Genomic DNA, 17334 nt, shown 5'->3' with positions numbered 1-17334 from the left:
CCCTTGCAGTGGGGCAACCGCAAGGGCGTTCTGCGTGCTGGGGACACGCAGAAACGGGGTTAGATCAGCAGCGCGTTGAGCTCATCCAAGGCCTTGTCGATGGTCTTGACGTGGGCCGATGCGCCAGCGCTCAGCTCTTTTTCCGCATAGCCAAGGTTGGCGACGGCGTTCGAGGTTTTCGGGCGGCTGGACTTGCTGACCTGAAGCGAGGTTTGCTGGGCGTTGCTGACCTTGGGTTTGTATTGTTGGATCGACTCCACATAGTTTTCGGTGTCTGCGCCGGATTGTTTGAGCGCACCAATGTAAAGGTTGCGCGTCCGCGTCAGATCGCCGACGGCGGCCTTGATCACACGGTTGTCGATGTCGACCTTTTTCTGGATGCGGTTGATTTCGGCTTTGGCGCTGCCTTTGTCGCCACCTGCCCGAACCGAGCGTTCGACCTTGTCGATCTGCGCCAGACGGCATTTGTTCAACGAAGTCATCGCCGAGACAAGTTTGTCGGTTTCGCGCAGGTCGCGCGACGCATCACCGTTGACTGCGCGTTGCAGGCCCGCCGTCGAGGACGAGCGTTTGTTCAAATCTGCCAGATAACCCGCCGATGCGCCAAGGACCGCCCCCGCGATAATCCCGACAACCAAACCTTCAAGTTGGCTGTCGCCACGGTTCTTCGCGATGTTCTGACCAAGGGCTCCGCCGACGGCTGCGCCCGCAGTTGCATACTTCTCGATCCGGGCGTCACGTTCGTTGGACAGCTTGGTGAACGGGGTGCGATAGCGCGAGCATTCATCCTGTGTCTCGGCCAGTTCCTGAGCCGTCGGCGCGACGGTACAGCCTGAAATGACCAATGCCGCAGAGAGGACCACCACATTTGCGGCCTTAGCGGATCGCCCCAGAAAGTTCCCGATTTTCATTGTTGTTCTCCTATGTGTGCTAACTGGATTATTGGGATTGATTGCGCAGTCGCGCCCGTGTTGCGCGCGCGCTGTCAAAGAGGGGGAGGTAGGCCGCGAACAGGTCCGCGTTGGGATCTTCCTGAAACTCGGCCAGCGCTTGGTTGAACAAGGGCCATGCGCGCTCTTCATAGAGCCACAGGCCCTCGGCACTGATGTCATCGCGGACTTGATTGACCACCTCGCGCACCAGATCGGGATCTTCGAGAGAGACGGCTCTGATCAAGCTCAGCACCGTGCGGGTCTGGCTGTCGATCATGGCTAGGCGGGCATTCAACTCACGTTCGGAGGTTGCGATGGCCTCGCGGATGCGTTCGCCGACGGAATGTTCGGCCACCTCTCGGTTCGCCTCGGCGGTCTCGCGGAGTTCGGCAAGACGTTGTAGGAACGTCACCCCGATCACGCCGTTCACGCGGATGTTCAGAATGCCGGTCGTGGCCGAGCGGACAGTCGCGGCCAGTTCCGCGCGACGGGCCTCGTTGATCGCGCTTTCCGATTGCTCAAGGGCGATTTCCACGCGCTGGAGCTGTTCTTGGAGCGCGGCGTCGCTGGCCCCGCTCTCGCCCACAGCGGCCAATAGGGCGCGGGCCTCTTCGCGGAACGCCGCGCCGGGAGTTTCGCGGATTTCGACAAGCGCGCTGTGGGCGGTTTCGAGATCATGCTCGAACTGGGTGTTTTGCAGATCGCTGCGGAACTCTCCGGGTTTCGGGGTGCCCGCCGTCAGGATCGGCGGGTTGAGGACCAGACGCAGCCCCGCTGGCGCCGGAGCGACCTCGCCATCTAGATCGAAAAAGGCGGCCTCGGCGCGATGGGCGACCCCCGACAGGGCCTTGGGCGTCAACGCATGTCCCCCGCGCAGGACAAACCCGCCGCGCGCCCCGTGCAAGCTGTCGGGACGCACCATTTGGAACAGGTCCTGTGTGATTTCCGACGCATTGCCGACCATGTCGTAGAGACCGGCCAGATTGGGGGCCTTGCTGCCGACGGACCCGAAGGTGCGCCGCGATGTGCCGTCGCTAATGACAGCGATTTCGTCGATCTCGGCGGCGCGGACTGCGCCTGTGTCCGCGTCTTTGATGAGGTAGGTCGGGATCTGCGCATTGACGCCGATGCCGACTGATCCACCCCGCGCGGCGAATTCCCATTCGGCCTCGGACGGGAGGCGCATAAAGCCGGGCGAGCCACCTTGCCATGGAACCAGCGGGCCGTCGCCTCGCGCGATGCGGCGACGGCTTTCTGCGGAGAGATATGCGTTCAGCGCGCGGATGCGGTCAAGGGCATCGAAATAGCTCAGGCCGGTCTTTGGGCCGACGTCGCGCCATCTGGTTCCCTTGGCAAGTTGTTCCGGTTCCGCGCAGACAGCCGCGTTTTCCTCAGCCGAGGGTGCCTCGTCGCCGGACCATGCGGCGAGGGCGCCACTGGTGAACAGGCTGTCCTGCAGTTCGGTCCATTCGTGGCTCTGGACATAGATCGCGCGCGCCAACAGGGCCTGCCCGTCACTGCCCGAGATCGTATATCCCCCTGCGATCGCGGCGGTTCGGCTCCCCTGTAGATACCGTTGCCGCAAACCGCCATCGCTTGCGCCGCCAAAGCTGCCGACCACATGGTCAAGCACATTGCCGGCCGGCGTGTCGATCCGGCGCAGGGCAAGGCTGCGCCCGCAGGGCAAGGGGATGACAAGTTGATCCGGCAGGTCCGCCGCGGGAACGGCCGCGGGACAGGTTGGGGTGTCACTGCCTCGCATCGACCGGTAGACACCTGGTGCATCAAGCTCGCACCAAGCCTCGGGGACCGACGGGGGTACGGCCTCTTGCGCTGATGCGGCGGTCCCGCCACCCAGAGAGGCAAAAAGCAATGCCAGTGCGCTTGCCGGGACGTTGATCCGAAGTGTTCGCATGCCTAATCTCCGCGCAGCGCTGTTGAAATGTCGTCCAGCCGCAGGGTGAAAGCCGCGCCGATCCCCGCCACCGCGCCGAGCGTGATCGCGACGATCGCGCCCAAGGCAAAGGGCAGGGCGTCGGGTGTCTGGATGTCGGTCGGGGTGGTCAGATACCCTTGGACGATGGTTTCGATCGGGGCCTGTGCGGCTGCGGCCAAGAACAGGGCGATCGCGCAGGCGCATGCCGTCATCAAGCTGCCCTGCACCAAGGGAAACACCGCACGGTCCGATGCGTTCATCCCGATCACGGACATCAGGGCAAAGTCGCGTTTTTTGCGCACGACGCTCAGCCATTGCAGCAGGCAAGTGGTGATCACAAAGGCCGTAGCCGACAGGATCAGAACGATCGTGAAAATCTGCCGCAGACCTGTTTCCAGCTTTAGAATGCGGTCCACCTGATCGGTCATCAGTCGCGTTTCGAACCCGAGTTGGTCAAGCTTGTCGCGTAGTGCTGTCGCCTGTGACACCTCGGGGGCGTAGACGCGCAACGACTGCCATGTGACCACGTCCAACGGGGGAATGTCGTCGGGTGTTTCGGACGCAAAGGTCAGCCATTCGCGAAACCCCAACAGCGTTTCAGCCTGAACAAAGCCGTCCGTTCCCGCCCATCTTTCGGGGGGCAAGACCGCCGCGACCCGCAGAGTGACAGGAACGCGTTCCGGACTGGCACCGGTTGGTGTGCGGGCCAGCAAAATAGTCACGCTGTCGCCTGCCGTGATCTCTAGACGCTGGGCTGCGCGCGCGGACAGGACTGTTTCCGTCGGGCCCAGCGGCATCTGCAACATGCCCTGCATGACAGGGTCGCGTGCATCTGTGGTCCGCAGGTTCAGGTCAATGGCCACGCCGCGCGCCTCTGCCTTGCGGGCGCGCTGGGTCGATACGAAGAACGAGGGTTCAGGGATGACAAACCCCGTTTCAGGCCAGTCTCCGATTTGCACCAGATCGTCCTGCGAAATCTTGTTCTCGCCGACGATGACCACTTCGCGGTTGCGAATGTCACGTGACAGATCCTGTGCCCAGGTTTCGACCAGACCGACCCGCAGCGTGTGCAAGACCACCGGCGGCGCGATGAGCGCGGCCAGCAAAACGATACCTATAATGGTCAGGAACCGATCATGGATCAGGTCCGCCATGGCGAACCGCATGGCAAGTTTTGCCCCGGCCCAGCGGGGGGCGTTATGCGACCGAGGTGTCATGCCGGAAGGCCTCTTTGCCAATCGGGGTCGGGGCCAACCGCCCGTTGTCGATGCTCATGACCGTGAATCCGGCAAAACGAGCGGCGACCACATCATGTGTCGCGATCAAAACCGCGCTGCCCTCTTCGGCGGCGACGGAACTCAGCGCATGGAGGGCGCGTGCGGCGGCGCGCTCATCCAGACCGGCCGTGGGTTCATCGGCGATCAAAAGGGTACGGGGAACGGTGAGACCGGCCAACAGGGCCACGCGCTTGCGCTGACCGCCGGACAATTCGGTGCGCCGTTTGTTCATGTGATCCAGTAGGCCAAGTGCCTCGGTAAAACGGTCCCGCCGTTTTCGGGTAGGGCGCAGGTTGTTCGACTGCGCCAGATACATCACGGCATCAATTTGCGCGCGCGCCGTCAGAAAGGGCAGCACGCCGCCCATCTGGGGCACATAGCCGATAGGGCCCTGACGCAGGTCGGACAGATCGCGACCGGTGTTCAGGTCAATCGGCGTGCGACCCGCACTGGGGTGCAGTCGAAAGCGCGCGACATCATCGGGACGGCGCAAGAGTGCGAGCACCTCAAGCAGCGTGGACTTGCCACATCCCGAAGGTCCGGACACAGCGATGCAGTCCCCACGGCGCAAGAAAAGGTCGGGCACCGACAGATGAAAGGCGTCTTCGCCGTCCCCGCCCGCCGAGATGCGCATATCCTTGATGTCGAGAACCGTCATCATGGCAAATCTCGCAGGGGCAAGGGATAGACCTGATCCTCGGATGAGCGCTCATCAAGGGTGATCCAGCCGTCTTCGGTGGAATAGATACGGGTGTAAGAGGCAAGCTTGGCCTCGACCTCTTGCAAAAGCTCGGTTTGGCTGGACTGGCCCAGACTGTCCCATGTGCTGGGCGTCATGTTGATGAATTTTGACCCGTAGGGCAGTTCGTCCAGATAGCTGGGAAGAAAGCTGCCAAAAGTGGGGTCTACGGCGGTCGATCCCGCTTCGGCCTGTACCGAGGAAAAGAAATCGCCCATACCGACCTCTTTTTCGTTGAGGCGCGTGACGATGTCGCCCAGCCGGTTCGCAAGGTCGCTCAACTGTTCGCGGGTGACGAAAACACTGACCTCAAGGGCACGGCGGTCGGGATGTGCGATGTCCTTGTCGACGGCCCAGCCTCGATAGAAATCGGGGGCTTCGACGCCGGATTTCGAGCCGAGGTATTCCGTTTGATACCGGAACAGTTCCCCCGCAACTGCGGCGGCGACCAAGGGCGCGCCCGCGTCGTCGTTCACCACGACGGGACCGCCTGCCGTGATGGCCTCAAGCAGCGGATCGTCGAGCACGTCGTCAGGTCTGGCCAACTGCCCCGCGCTTGAAAGCTGGCTCAACTGGTCGATCACAAGACCCGCCACAAGGTTAAGAGAGTCCCCAAACGCCTGTTCGGTGTGGCCTTGGACGCTAAAGTATTTGGAAATGGCCGCATCGCCGGTCTGGGCCATGCGCCCGTACAGGGTCTGGCCGCGCGCGGTGTCGTCATAGCCTTCGGTGGCGTTGCTGACCGACTGGGCCTCGTCCGTCTGCATGTGAAGCACAAACAGCGAGATATTGCGCTGGGCGGCGAGGGCGTTGATCGTCTCGGGACCCATGCGGCTGTCCGAGGCAAGGCTATCGCCAACGGACCGAGGCGAGGCATCCGTGATCAGGAACACAAGCCGCGTGTCGACCTCCCCCCAACTCAGGCCGTCGATCGCAAGGTCGATGCCGGCAAAGGCATCTTCGCGCCAGTTCGCGGTGGATGCGGTTGCGGGTTGCATCGCGTCCACCTCGGACAGCAGGGCGGCCTGTTCGCTAGACGTTCCGAAATCGCGAAAGACCTGGCGCAGATAACCGACGTTCTGTGCGGCCGAGGTGTTGTCGCGGTATCCGACAAGGGCAAAGTCGAAACGATCCTGCAGACCACGCTCGGCAAGGCCAAAGGAAATATCGCGCACAAAGGTTTTGGCGCGGTCGATATAGGGCCCCATTGAGCGCGTCGTGTCGATCACAAAGGCCACGCCGACGCGGAAATCGCGCGCGTCCGCCTCAACAGTGACGCGGTCCTGTCCGACCGGCTGTTCCCCCGCATTCGCGGTATCGGTGCTGTCGCGATTGAGGGCCGCCAATTGTAGGATCGTGATTTCGCCGTGGGTGTCCGTGTTGGTCTGGATGAAATCCAGGACCGGCATCAGATAGGGGCGCTCGACACTGTTGACGGTCAGGGCGGGCTCAATGGCCACGATGCGGGACGGATCATAGGTGCCGTCCGCGATCTGGGCGTGGATGTCCTGCATCGCCTGCGCGGCGCCTTCTTCTTGGTCCAGCACGTCAAAGACATCGTCCTCAGAGGCGAAAAAGACGGTGCGGTCCCGACCGGTGCTGGGCGCGTAAGACATCACCAGCATGGTGCGCCAATCCTCGGTCCGGCTGGCCTTGATCCAACCCTCGGCGCCCTTGGTGCCACGCCCGACCGCCAATAGCTGATCATCGCCGTCGCCGTGTTCGGCAAAAACATAGAGAACCGAAAACGCGGGCAAGGGGGTCGACTTGCCTGCATCGTCTACCATCGTGGCGTCGGGCCGGCTGAGCACGCGGCGGGCGCGGTCGCCAAAGGCCAGCGGCGTGTCCAGTCCCGACAGGGCGGGCAGGTCTGCCGTCTGCGCGATGGTGGCGGTCTGGTTTTCGGGGGTCGGTTCGGTGACGGGCGCATCCGTGGGATCAACCTGTGCGACAGCTGGTTCGACAGGGGACGGCGTCACGGACGGTGTTTCGTCTTTTGCAACTTCCGGAGCGGGGGGAGCCGGAGTCGGTTCCGGTTTCGGCGGCGCCACGGGAAATGCGGGCAACAGGTCTGAAATCTGGGCGACGGCCGTGGTGATCTGGGACTGGCCGTTGGCGATGACCGTTTCCTGGTTTTGCAGAGCGGCGTTAAGGTCGGTCAGCTTGGCCTGTGCCGCGCCCTCGCTGCCCTCTGGGAACGGGATGGCCTCGGCGGATTGGACCTGTGTCTCTAGCTGGGCCACCATTGCGGCAACGCTATCGACGTCCGTGGCCTGTGCCGATGCCTGTGTCGAAACCGTCAGGGCCAAGGCGGCACATGTGGTCATAAGTTTGCGAATGATCATCAGTACACCGTTCGGGATTGGCTAAGGACAAAGGCGAATTTGTCGGTCGGAGACCAAATCAGGGTGAATGCGCCGGTTTCGGCGATCCGTAGGACCGTCGTTGCCGTGTCGATGGTCCTGATCGTCAACTCGGCGCTGACCTTGGGTTGCGCGTACAGCGTTGTCTGCGCCTGCACATAGGCGAGCGCGATGTCTGGCGTGACCCCATCGGGGAGGCCGTCGGGTAAGCCCAGCGTCGGTTCAGCCGCAAGCTCGGCCGACAGGGCGGTGAGACTTTCGGCTTTCCAAGCGATCAACTGTTGCTGGCTTTCATTCGCGGTGATGGTCTGTTCGACAGTCGCGATTTGAGAGAGCGTGTCTTGCGAGGCTGTCTGGCGCATTGCGGTGTTCTGCGCCTCCCGCAGCTTGAGCGCCTCAAACTGTGCGCGCAGCGCGGCGACGACAGCAGGATCCGCAGCGGGGGAGGGCGCAGGCGCGGCGTTTCCCGGTGCGGGCGGGATATTGATAGGTGCCGGAACGACGGGCACGGCGACAACGGGCGGCGTAACGACCGGTGCTATGACGACGGGGGCCTCCACAACAGGCGGAACAACGACTGGTGGCGTCACGACCGGTGCGGCGACAACTGGCGGTGCAACGACCGGAGGCTGCACCTGAGCTGGTGGCGTCGGGGTGGCGGTCGCGGCCGCGGCGGGCGGCAAAGGGGTCGGGTCAGATTGCGCCGACGCCATACCGGCAAACAGTGCACCAGCGATCAAAAAGGGTTTGAAAGTGGGGGTCATGTCATCTGTCCGATCAAATCGAGAGAGGGCAGGGTGAGTAAGGCAAGGGCGGGCAAGGCGACATGCGCGCGCCCCGCCACCACGGCCAGAATGCAGAGGGAAAGAATGGCGCCGCCGATCACCGGCGTCCCGATCGCCCCCAGCGCCAGCGTGCAGGCCGCCAAGGCCACCGCCGCGCCCGAGATGCCCGCAAGTGCAAGGCCCGAGGCCAAAGTCACCGCGACAATCACATAGGGCGCGCCCTCTGTGCCCGTCGGCGCGTGTTCCGTCAGGAATTGGTGCAGATAGGGGTTCGTGTGCCCCGAAAGGAACCCCGTGATCCCCGCATAAACCAGCTGTGCGCCGCGGGTATCACGTCCGTCCAAAACGCAAACGGCAAAGGTTATCGCTGCCCATATCGCGACCTCGGGAAAGGGATTGGGGCGCATCAAGAACACGCTCACGGCCCCGGCGGCGGCCATAGTCCAAAGGGTTTCGGCCATACGTGCAAGGCGGAACGAGCATGTCAGATAGGCGGCAGATACGCCGATCAGGCCAGCGGCGAGAGGGATCATGGTGCCCTCCGCAAACTGGTGCGCAGTCGGAGGTCAGTCATAGATCCCCCCCAGAATTGAACAGCGGCTTTCAAGGGTGGCGTATTCCTCGATCAGGCGTTTGGCCCGGAATTCAAGGAACTGCGCCTGTTTGGAAATCTCGACCGCGTCTGTCTCGACTGCAAAGATACGTTGCTGGACCGCGCCCAGACGCAGGACCATTTGACTGTCGTTGCTTTTGCGGGCGGTCTCGATGTCGGTTAGAATGCGCTGATTGAAACTTTGCCCGCAGGCCAAAAGCTGATCTGTCTGAGCGGTGTCGAGATGATCTATGATCAACTGCGCTGCTGCGCTCTCGGCGCTGAGGTCGGCGGGGCAGGCATCGGGCGTCTTTGCGATGCGCGCGTCAAGGTCCTCATACGTGTCGAAAAGGCTGGCCAGATCGCGGGACAGCTGGCCGATTTTTGCGGTGTAGCTGTTGGTTGCCTCTTCGAAGGCGGAGAGTTTCAGGGTGCATTCCTGAGCCGTCGCGGCGACCGGCATCGCGCCGAGAAATAGCGCAGCAAGCGAGAGCCGCAGGATCTTGGGAGAGGTCATAGGTTGCTTTCCGTGGCTGAAATCATTCCCATCAATCCTTGGCGGATGATGGCGTCACAGGCCGATTGGCCCAAGGTGGCAAGCCCGTTGTGATAGGCGGTCAATGCGGCGGCGGGTTCACCGGTTTGGCGCAGGATCATCCCGCGCAAGAGGGCGGTTCTGCCGCTGATCGGCATGGCCTCAAGCGCGCGATTGAGGCGCTGAAACTGGGAGTCTTTCTGGGCCAGAGCCCCCAGTTGGATGACGGTTTCCAAGGTGCGGACCGCGTCGGTTTCGCAGGTGGCCGCATCGGTTCCCGTGCCTTGCGTGGAGAGAACGGCAAGTTGCTCTTGCGCGATCCACAGGCCCGGATCCAGTTCGACAGCACGGGCAAGTAATGCGGCGGCGGTCTGCGCATTTTCGGCCAGAGATGCCGCGAACACAGCCTCATCCGCGCGGCAGGTCGCGGGAACGTTGCGGGTTGCGGCGTTCGACAGGTGTTGACGGGCCGCGTCCTTGTCGTCGAGGCGCAGCGCGGCCTCAAGCAGCGCGATGTCGATCCGCCAACGGGTCTGATCATCCGGAGCCGTCTTAAGGAGCTCTTGTAAAAGGGCGACCCGCTGTTCTGGATTGTTGCTCAGGGTCGCCGCCGCAAAGCCGTGTCGCCATTTCTGATCTACGTCGGCTGCCATGCGCGGGCGCCGCATCAGGCAGGGGGTTGCGAAGGGTGCAAGCCCCGCCTCGTCGGCCGTTTCTTCGGCCTGTTCTTCTGCGGCGCCGCTTTGGATCTGCTCGATCAGCTCCTGCAACTCTTGTGTATCGGGATCTGACATGTCGACGGGCGGCAGGTCGGTCAGCGAAACAATGGCAAGCCCGAGGATCGCCAAAGATGTGCCCCGCCGCGCAAGGTTCTGGAGGGTCATTGCCATTTGATCCTCCGGGATTCAAAGTTCGAAACCCGTCGCGACAGGGTCAGTTGGGTCTGCTCGACAATAGGAACCCAGCGCATGGGCACCTCGGTCTCGCGCAGGGACCAGTAGAGGTCGGAAAAGCTCTCGGTGCCTTCGGTGAGAACGACGAGGGTCGGCAGGATGGCATCGCGTTCATAGGCCGTCTGAATGACCTCCGTGGCTGTCGCGATGCCTTCTGGCGTTGTCAGGGAGGTACCGGTTGTGCGGATCGCGCCCCAATCGGGTGTGATCAGCAATCGGTGGTCGTTCAAATCGCGGTAATTGCGACGATCCACGATCAGGGTCGCCTCGCCCTGAGACGTGCGGGCAAGTGTCGAACCGTCGGCCAGACCAGAGGCGAAGGCGTCGATATCAAGGCGGGTAATGCCGCCCTCGGTGATGAGCCAATAGTCGGTTTGAGGTGTCACCACCAAGTCAACCGGCGACGGGTAGAACAGGTCGGGACGCGCGTCTGTACGGATTTCTCCGCGCGGGACGGGCGGGGCCGCAACGGTCAACACCATCATGGTCGCAAGGATCAGCACGGCCAGAGCGTTCGCCGACACATCCAACATTCCGACCTCGGCGTCGGGAAAGTCGACCGGCCGCTTTTTGGAAATCGCGAGGAGGCTCATGAAGCGCCTCCAAGCTGAAAGCGCTGGATGAGGGCGTCGGTTCCGTGAGTGGTACCCAAAGGCGCAAATTCAAAGAGCGTGAGTGGTGACGTTTCGGTCGCGGGTCGTTCCGTGAGTTCTTCTTCCAGATCGACGAGCATCCGGTAAAGGCCGCCCTGTTGGGACTGCGCAAGGCAATCGCGCCCAAAGGCGATCAGAACGCGACCGCTTTGGATGAGTGTGCCCAGACGGCCATTGCGCAGCTCGTCTTTGTTCAACGTGAGTGGTTGATCTGGTCCCGCGCCATAGTAGGCAACGGTGTCGGCAGTTTCGCAGAGGATCAGGTGGTCATAGGGCGCGGGTTGCAGGTCCTGAGGTGGATCAAGATCCTGCAACGCGAACACGATGACAAACACCCCGATCGTGGCGAATAGGATATCAACAAGCGCTGTGTACTGCGCTTGATGGCTTATGGTGCGTGAGACCTTCACCCCTTAGGCCCCTTGCTTGGGCGCAAAGGTGCCGGCAAGGGCGGTGTCCCGCGCTGCGTCCGATTTCAGGGAAACGATGGTCGCAAGCGCCATTACGGGGATCACAAGGACAAGGCCCGCAAACGTGGTGTCAAAGGCAAAGCGCAGTGCCGCAAGAACCGAGGACAGTGCCTCTTCACGGTTGCTGTTGGCGAACACATCTCCCAAATCGCCGATCGCATCAGAAATACCGATCACCGTACCGATAAACCCCAGCAGCGGCAGTACCCACGTCGCATAGGAAAGCGGAGACATCCGGATCGCGGCCAGATGATCCCAGCGTTCGGTGAACAGGCCGGCAGACAGGGTCGGCTCGTCCGTGGAAATGGCCGGGCGGGGCGTGCCATTGTGTCCGGCCAGTTTCGCCATCAGGCCTGCATTCGGTGCCTGAAAGGCCCAGAGTTGGATCAGGCCAAAGAAAACCGCCCACAGACCGACAACACCGATCATCACAACAAATGGGTTCCCGAAAAGGCGCTGTGCCAGACCGAGCGCGTTCTCCTCGTCGGTTACTGGAAAGGCCCAGCCTCCTGCGGCGACACAGCCGATGGCAAAGAGGCCGGACAACAAAAGGGGCATGATCAGGTTTGCGCTGGGGATGCGGGGGAGTTCGGTCATTGGTCGGTACTGCCGTTTGCGTTGCTTTGGAGGCTGTCGAGTTGTTCCCGAAGCAGGGTCAGGGTCGCGGTCATGCCGTCGCGTTCGGTTTCAAGCTCGGTCAGGGTCAGGTTCAATCGGTCGATCACCAGATCCAACTGCTCGGCCTGCGTGTTTTGGCCTGCGTCAAAGGCGGCATCGCGCTGAGCGTAAAGCGCGTCCAATTTTGCCTCTTGTGCCTCGATCAACTCATCCAGTGTCGCAACATGCGCTTCGGCAGAGGTGACGACGGTCGCGATCTGGGACAGGTTGTAGGTCGTGGTTTCAGGCTCGGCGGCGGCGATTGTGCCGTCGATCATCAAAACCACTGCAAAAATGGACGCGCGTACCATCGTTTTATTCGGTCGCAACGTTGGCGGGGTCGGCAACGACGCCAGCCTGATTGACGATCGAGGTCATCTGATCATTCATCTGGCCAAGCTCGTCCGAAATCGCGCGCATGGTTGCCAGAGCCTGATCCGCCAACGCGGCCTCATAATAGGCGAGCACGACTTCGCGCTGGGCTTTGATCTGATCGATCAGAGCTTGGGATTCCGCCGACTGCTTGAGGATCTGTTCCCGCAGTTTCAGGGCCTCGTCGATGCGGGCCTGCCATGTCTCGGCAACGGGCGCCAAGGCAGGGTTGCTGACGGCGCGTTTGCGAAGATCATCGCGACGCTCACCCCAGACCGTCAGCATGTCGTTGATGTCGGTCCAGACCTGACTGTCGCGGCCGAGGTCGGTTTGCATCTGGCGCGCGGCCTCCAACATCTCGTCCAGCGCCTTGGCAGCAGCATCGCCATCGGTTGAGGCGGCAATGACCTCGCTCAGGGTCGAAACGCGGGTGGACAGTCCGGTGGCGATCGTGGTGACGCTATCGACCAGTTCGGCCATGTCCGGTTCTTGGGTCTGCGCGAACGCGGGTGCAGTGGTTGCCAACAGGGCGACCAATGCCGTGCGGATTACAAAGTTCATCTGGATTTCCTTTGATGTGTTTGAGTGTTAGTTGGCGGCGAGGCTGGCTTCAGGCGGGACCTCAACGATTGAATCGGAGATTTCCGCGAGGACATTGGCCATATCCTCAAGCCCGTCGGTCAGCGTGCTGAGGTCATCTACAAACCCCTGCACGGCACGCACCGCCCCGTTTTGGATCAGTTCGGCCCGCATTTGAGCATGCGAGGCGAGGAGCGAGGTCAAAGTCCCCTCAGCGGCCAAAATCTTTTGTGACTGCTCGTCAATGGAGGCCAACGAGGTTGTCAGCGCGGCGATACGGGCGTCGCGTGCGGGGCTAGGGGGCTCGCGTTCATTTTTCCGCAACAAGACGACAACGGTTGCGCGGGCGTCATCAAGGGCGCTCATGAAGGGGGAGGTGACCTTGATCTTGTCGATTACCTCGCGCGTTTCGGCCTCAATCGTATCAAGCGCGGCAAATGCCTGTGCGGTCTGTTCGTCGCCCGAGTAGTCCTGCAGGTTCTGCATCGACAGCATTGTCTGATTTACGGCCGTCTTCACCCGCGTCGAGATCCCGCTTAGATCAACGGTGAGTTCTTGCAGTTGATCCTGACGGGCCAGACCTTCTTGAGCGTGCCCAGGTGTCGCGGCGAAGAGCGCGCTAATCATTGCACAGGCGATCAGTTTTTTCGTGGGGTGCATCACTATTCATAATCTCCCTTGAGAAGTTGACACCGTTGGCGGATGCCTTCGGCTGCGGTCGTCAGACGCGCGCGGCGACGGTCATAGAAAACAAGGCTGCCAACAGCCGCAGACAAATCTGCGTCTGCTTGTGACCAGCGGTTCAGAACGCCCCCTAGGCTCAGTCGCTCGCGGGCGGCATTCAGATCACTGCTTTGGGCAAGTTCGGACATCCGGTTGTCGACGTCCTGTCGGCGATCCTGGGCGCATACGGACAGGGTTTCTGCCCCCTGAACCGTGGACGCGATTTCCAGCGCCGAAAGATCCGCGATCATTTTCTCGACATCCGAGACGAAACGCTTGGGGCATTCTGTGATGCTCTGGTCAAACGCATATTCACGGTCGAGCTTTTCCAGTTTTTCGAACCGCTCGCCTAGTTCGGCAATCGAACTTTCGATTCTTGAGACAGAGACCGAATAGGCTTTGGCGCTTTCGGCGACTTCGCTGATGCTGCGTGGGCATTCCTGATCTTCGAGGATCGGCAAAAAGGCAAAGTCGTCGCCGTTTGTCGCCGCCTGCTCTTGACCGCCGCCGTTTGAGAAGCCCGGAGGTGTCTGGGTCAGGTTTACTGGGGGTGGCGCAATCGGTGGTTGCGGGTCTGTGGGCGTAACCTGATCCTGTTGGGGCGGGATAGGTGCGGCTGGAGAGGCGATCTCCTGTGCGGATAGAGAATTCTCAAGCGCGAGGAGAGCATTTTCGACACTTTGGAAGGTGACATCGGATTGAGGCCAAGCAGGAGACGAAAGGGCAAGAATGGAGGAGACGAAAAGTCCAATATTTTCAGGCTTTAGGCGGATTTTCGTATCCGAGGTAATTCTGCTAAATCGACGCACTTTTCCGCTCTCAAAAGTATAACTCTTGGGCGAATGAGTAATGGAAATTGATGCGGCTTGACTCCGGACCTGAGTCCGGAGAAACGCGATATTGCGTTTAAGTATGTGATAATGTTTTGTTTTTTAATGATCTTGTTTTGAGAGGTTTCTAATGTAGAGTTTTTCCGTCAAAAGTTTCCGCCGAACCTTTTGCACAAGGATTCGTTTTTCGACTTGGGATGAGGGAAGAGGTCTTGAACAAAGAAAGTCCGATTTTTTGGGAAAAGGAACTGCCCAATGCGTTGATGGGTGCAATTCAGGATGTGCGGAAATGGGGAGACGTTCTTGAAATTATCATGAACATGACGGGAGCAAAGGCGGCAATTATAACCCTGCGCGACAAATACACTTGCCAGATCGTAAATGACGTTGAGCTTGAGGCCAGATATCACTCACCTCTCATCCGTGGATTTTCAACCGAGGCGATTGTTCACTACCTCACCAATTTGCGCACTATCGATCCATGGGCCGAGTATCAGAGGACCAGCTACCCGTATCGCCCGACGCAGATGTCCAAGGTTTGTCCCAAGGACAGCGTACCCGGCAGCCGGTTCTTCGATTGGCTTGATACGCTGGGTTTTGAGGACACGGTCGTGTTCGAACTGGACCGCATGGCGGGCTATTGGACCGCAATCAATCTTTTCCTGGAAAAATCAGACTCGCGCGAGTCGAAGCGCGTTATGAATTTCGCGAACGAATATTATGACTTGATGCGAAAGGCATGGGTGGCATCGCAGTGCATGTCGCAAACGCGCCAGTCCAATGCCGCGTTGCTTGACCGCGCCGCAGGATCGAATGCGGCGACATGTATCGTGGGTCCGAATGGAGAGTTGCTTGAGTGTAACGAAAAGTTCCGAGCAGCCGTGCAAAGCGGCGCGGTCCGTGTGTCGGGGCAGCAAAGAAAGCTGAGCTTTGGCAAAGGCGTTCGGATTGTGGGATTGGACCGCTGGGAGCAGCACGACCTGTTGCGCCATGGTGACGAGGGTGGCGAGGCTACGGTCACGGCAACAGCCCTAGACCCGGATCCGATTTTCGCGGGTAAACGCGAAAAGCACTGGTTGTTGACCTATATTCCGGGAAACACCGCCGGTTCGATCTTGCCGAAACTGGGCGGGATCAATCTGAACGTTTTGACGCGACAAGAGCAGGACCTTTACGCGAAAATTGCGGCAGGGATGTCGGTCGAAGAGGCCGGAAGGTCAATTCGGCTCAAACGCTCGCGAAGCTTTGAGGTCTGGTCGTCGGTCAAGGACAAACTGGGCATCAAAACCGCGCATCAACTGCGTGCCTGACACAGGGCGCGTGATGCTGCGCGCCATTTTGCAGAAAATTTGAAAATCGCAACTGTGCGCAACCGCCGGATCAAAAACGGGGTTGCCTTCTTACTAGAGCTTTCTTGTCCGCATGCCTGTTCGGGCGTGCGACGTCTTTAGACAGTACGAGGAAGCCCGATGAAACACTTCAATTTTTCTAACTGGAAGACGCCTTGGACGCCGGTAAAAGGACGCGATCAGGGATCGACATTTTGCCTGCCCGAAGGTGTTGTCGAAACGCCAAACCCCCGCGCAGTGGCCTACCGCGTGACTGCGGCCTCGGTGCGCACCTTTGGGACGTCGGGGTATCCGTTCCTGACGTTTTATGAATTCGGCGATTTGGTGGGGTGGTATCGCGACACCTATTTCGCGCCTGATCACGTCGCCAACTATGCCTCGGATATCGGCCAGACCTATGCTGTCTGGACGCATGAGGTCTTTGCGGCGTATCGCCGGCACGTCCTGTTCGACGAAATGCCCGACGATGTTCTGGTCACGTTCGAAATTCCTTTCCTGACGTCGATGTCGTGGTTCCCGCTGCGGATTTGTGTGGTCGATCAGGACGGGCTGTATTTCCAGATGGACCAGAAGCTGGTCGTCGAACGCCTGTCTGAGGGCAAAGGTGCAATCACGTCGTGGAAGAAAATTCCGGTACTGCGTGAGGGTTTGCCACTTTTGCACGAACTGACGCGCGAGCGTGGCTAGTGAGGGGGCGTCTGCCCCCCATTTTTTTTAGGGGTGATCACTTTAAAAGGTATTCCCCAAAGGTGACGTGGGTCGCCGCCTTTAGGTCCCCAGATGCATTTTTGAGAAAGTCCACCAGTGCGGCCATATGCGCAGGGGTGAAATCGGGTACGGTGTCGGTTGGGTCTTTCAGGCCGACATAGGTGCCGAGATCGACGCTTGACTGGATGCCGTACATACAACGGTAGCCGGTCTCGCCCCCAACCGGAAACGTCAAGAGTCCCGACGCATGCTGGGGCAATGTCACAGTCTGGCCAGAACCGATTTCATCAGGAGCGTATTCGGACGGCATGAGGCAGGAGGTTGAGCGCCGCGCGGGGAAATCATGCAGCAGCAAAAGATACCGCACCGGATCAGGACTTGGGAACAACGGCACGCGCAGGGAGACGCGATCCCGCGCGGTCAAGGTGACGACTTTTGGGTCAGGGTCGCTATGGCCGATACCGCCTACGTTCATCGTCTTGTCGCGGTGGATGGTGATCGGTGCGGTGTGATCGATTTGCGCGCGCAGCACCTCGCGAAACTGCTCGGCGGCCGTCGCGCCATAGGTCCCGACACCACGGTCCTTAAGTTCGGCATTGAACGCATCCATTGCCAACAGAAAGACGCGATAATCCAATCCATAGCGTGCAAGGTCGAACATTTCGACAAAGTTGGACAGCTCCCAGTTCGAGGCGCGTCGGATGCCCGACTTCATCCTTGAAAAAGAGTATTTCGTACACTTCAGGCGGGCCTGCTGCACTTCGCTGTCAAAGACCTCTTGCGGCAGATAGGCGCCCAAGATGCCCTCTATATGGGCCAGTTTTTGCCCAAGATCCTCAATCGTGTGTTTTTCAAATTCCGAATACATTGCGGTGCCTCCT

19 protein-coding genes are annotated in these 17334 nt (G+C 60.4%); 2 read left to right on the top strand and 17 right to left on the bottom strand.

What is annotated here, in order from left to right:
- Window positions 1-59 precede the first annotated feature (59 nt).
- From R1W00_RS14340 to R1W00_RS14265, 16 genes are read right to left on the bottom strand one after another with little or no spacing between them, the layout of a single operon-like run.
- Window positions 60-911, bottom strand: coding sequence for a hypothetical protein (locus tag R1W00_RS14340; protein WP_317263449.1), 852 nt, complete (start codon window positions 909-911; stop codon window positions 60-62).
- Between the two features lie 28 nt (window positions 912-939).
- Window positions 940-2847: a formylglycine-generating enzyme family protein gene (locus R1W00_RS14335; RefSeq protein ID WP_317263448.1), complete on the bottom strand. Its 1908-nt coding sequence runs from the start codon at window positions 2845-2847 to the stop codon at window positions 940-942.
- A 2-nt stretch (window positions 2848-2849) separates the two neighbouring features.
- A complete protein-coding gene (locus R1W00_RS14330; RefSeq protein ID WP_317263447.1) occupies window positions 2850-4034 on the bottom strand; it encodes an FtsX-like permease family protein in 1185 nt (394 codons plus the stop codon).
- Window positions 4035-4065: 31 nt separating this feature from the next.
- Window positions 4066-4806, bottom strand: a complete 741-nt coding sequence (locus R1W00_RS14325; protein ID WP_317263446.1) for an ATP-binding cassette domain-containing protein — start codon at window positions 4804-4806, stop codon at window positions 4066-4068.
- On the bottom strand, window positions 4803-7229 hold the full coding sequence (locus tag R1W00_RS14320; protein ID WP_317263445.1) for a vWA domain-containing protein: 2427 nt from the start codon (window positions 7227-7229) through the stop codon (window positions 4803-4805). Before R1W00_RS14320 ends, R1W00_RS14325 begins: the two co-directional genes overlap by 4 nt.
- Window positions 7229-8011, bottom strand: coding sequence for a hypothetical protein (locus tag R1W00_RS14315; protein WP_317263444.1), 783 nt, complete (start codon window positions 8009-8011; stop codon window positions 7229-7231). Before R1W00_RS14315 ends, R1W00_RS14320 begins: the two co-directional genes overlap by 1 nt.
- Window positions 8008-8565 (bottom strand): hypothetical protein, encoded by a 558-nt coding sequence (locus R1W00_RS14310; protein WP_317263443.1) that lies wholly within the window; start codon window positions 8563-8565, stop codon window positions 8008-8010. The genes R1W00_RS14315 and R1W00_RS14310 overlap by 4 nt, the downstream gene beginning before the upstream one ends.
- Before the next feature lie 33 nt (window positions 8566-8598).
- Window positions 8599-9141, bottom strand: coding sequence for a hypothetical protein (locus R1W00_RS14305; RefSeq protein WP_317263442.1), 543 nt, complete (start codon window positions 9139-9141; stop codon window positions 8599-8601).
- Complete coding sequence (locus R1W00_RS14300) at window positions 9138-10049, bottom strand: hypothetical protein (RefSeq protein WP_317263441.1); 912 nt, start codon at window positions 10047-10049, stop codon at window positions 9138-9140. The genes R1W00_RS14305 and R1W00_RS14300 overlap by 4 nt, the downstream gene beginning before the upstream one ends.
- Complete coding sequence (locus tag R1W00_RS14295) at window positions 10040-10705, bottom strand: hypothetical protein (protein WP_317263440.1); 666 nt, start codon at window positions 10703-10705, stop codon at window positions 10040-10042. Before R1W00_RS14295 ends, R1W00_RS14300 begins: the two co-directional genes overlap by 10 nt.
- A complete protein-coding gene (locus R1W00_RS14290; protein ID WP_317263439.1) occupies window positions 10702-11175 on the bottom strand; it encodes a hypothetical protein in 474 nt (157 codons plus the stop codon). The genes R1W00_RS14295 and R1W00_RS14290 overlap by 4 nt, the downstream gene beginning before the upstream one ends.
- Before the next feature lie 3 nt (window positions 11176-11178).
- Window positions 11179-11832, bottom strand: coding sequence for a MotA/TolQ/ExbB proton channel family protein (locus R1W00_RS14285; RefSeq protein ID WP_317263438.1), 654 nt, complete (start codon window positions 11830-11832; stop codon window positions 11179-11181).
- Window positions 11829-12203, bottom strand: coding sequence for a hypothetical protein (locus R1W00_RS14280; protein ID WP_317263437.1), 375 nt, complete (start codon window positions 12201-12203; stop codon window positions 11829-11831). The genes R1W00_RS14285 and R1W00_RS14280 overlap by 4 nt, the downstream gene beginning before the upstream one ends.
- A 4-nt stretch (window positions 12204-12207) precedes the next feature.
- The gene (locus tag R1W00_RS14275) at window positions 12208-12825 is read right to left on the bottom strand and encodes a hypothetical protein (RefSeq protein ID WP_317263436.1); all 618 of its coding nucleotides are present in this window, start codon (window positions 12823-12825) and stop codon (window positions 12208-12210) included.
- Window positions 12826-12852: 27 nt separating this feature from the next.
- A complete protein-coding gene (locus tag R1W00_RS14270; protein ID WP_317263435.1) occupies window positions 12853-13503 on the bottom strand; it encodes a hypothetical protein in 651 nt (216 codons plus the stop codon).
- 2 nt (window positions 13504-13505) lie between these two features.
- Window positions 13506-14375, bottom strand: a complete 870-nt coding sequence (locus R1W00_RS14265; RefSeq protein WP_317263434.1) for a hypothetical protein — start codon at window positions 14373-14375, stop codon at window positions 13506-13508.
- A 233-nt stretch (window positions 14376-14608) separates the two neighbouring features.
- Between R1W00_RS14265 and R1W00_RS14260 the strand changes: the two genes are divergently transcribed.
- Window positions 14609-15706: a hypothetical protein gene (locus R1W00_RS14260; protein WP_317263433.1), complete on the top strand. Its 1098-nt coding sequence runs from the start codon at window positions 14609-14611 to the stop codon at window positions 15704-15706.
- A gap of 159 nt (window positions 15707-15865) precedes the next feature.
- The gene (locus R1W00_RS14255; RefSeq protein ID WP_317263432.1) at window positions 15866-16432 is read left to right on the top strand and encodes a hypothetical protein; all 567 of its coding nucleotides are present in this window, start codon (window positions 15866-15868) and stop codon (window positions 16430-16432) included.
- A 37-nt stretch (window positions 16433-16469) separates the two neighbouring features.
- On the opposite strand, the gene R1W00_RS14250 is transcribed toward R1W00_RS14255, so the two are convergent.
- On the bottom strand, window positions 16470-17252 hold the full coding sequence (locus R1W00_RS14250) for a hypothetical protein (RefSeq protein WP_317263431.1): 783 nt from the start codon (window positions 17250-17252) through the stop codon (window positions 16470-16472).
- Window positions 17253-17334 lie beyond the last annotated feature (82 nt).

The organism is Rhodovulum sp. FJ3 (assembly GCF_032918305.1).
In the GTDB taxonomy this organism is placed as follows: Bacteria; Pseudomonadota; Alphaproteobacteria; order Rhodobacterales; family Rhodobacteraceae; genus SAT37.
Note: the sequence above shows the minus strand (reverse complement) of the source record. Positions and strands in the feature narration are given on the sequence as shown.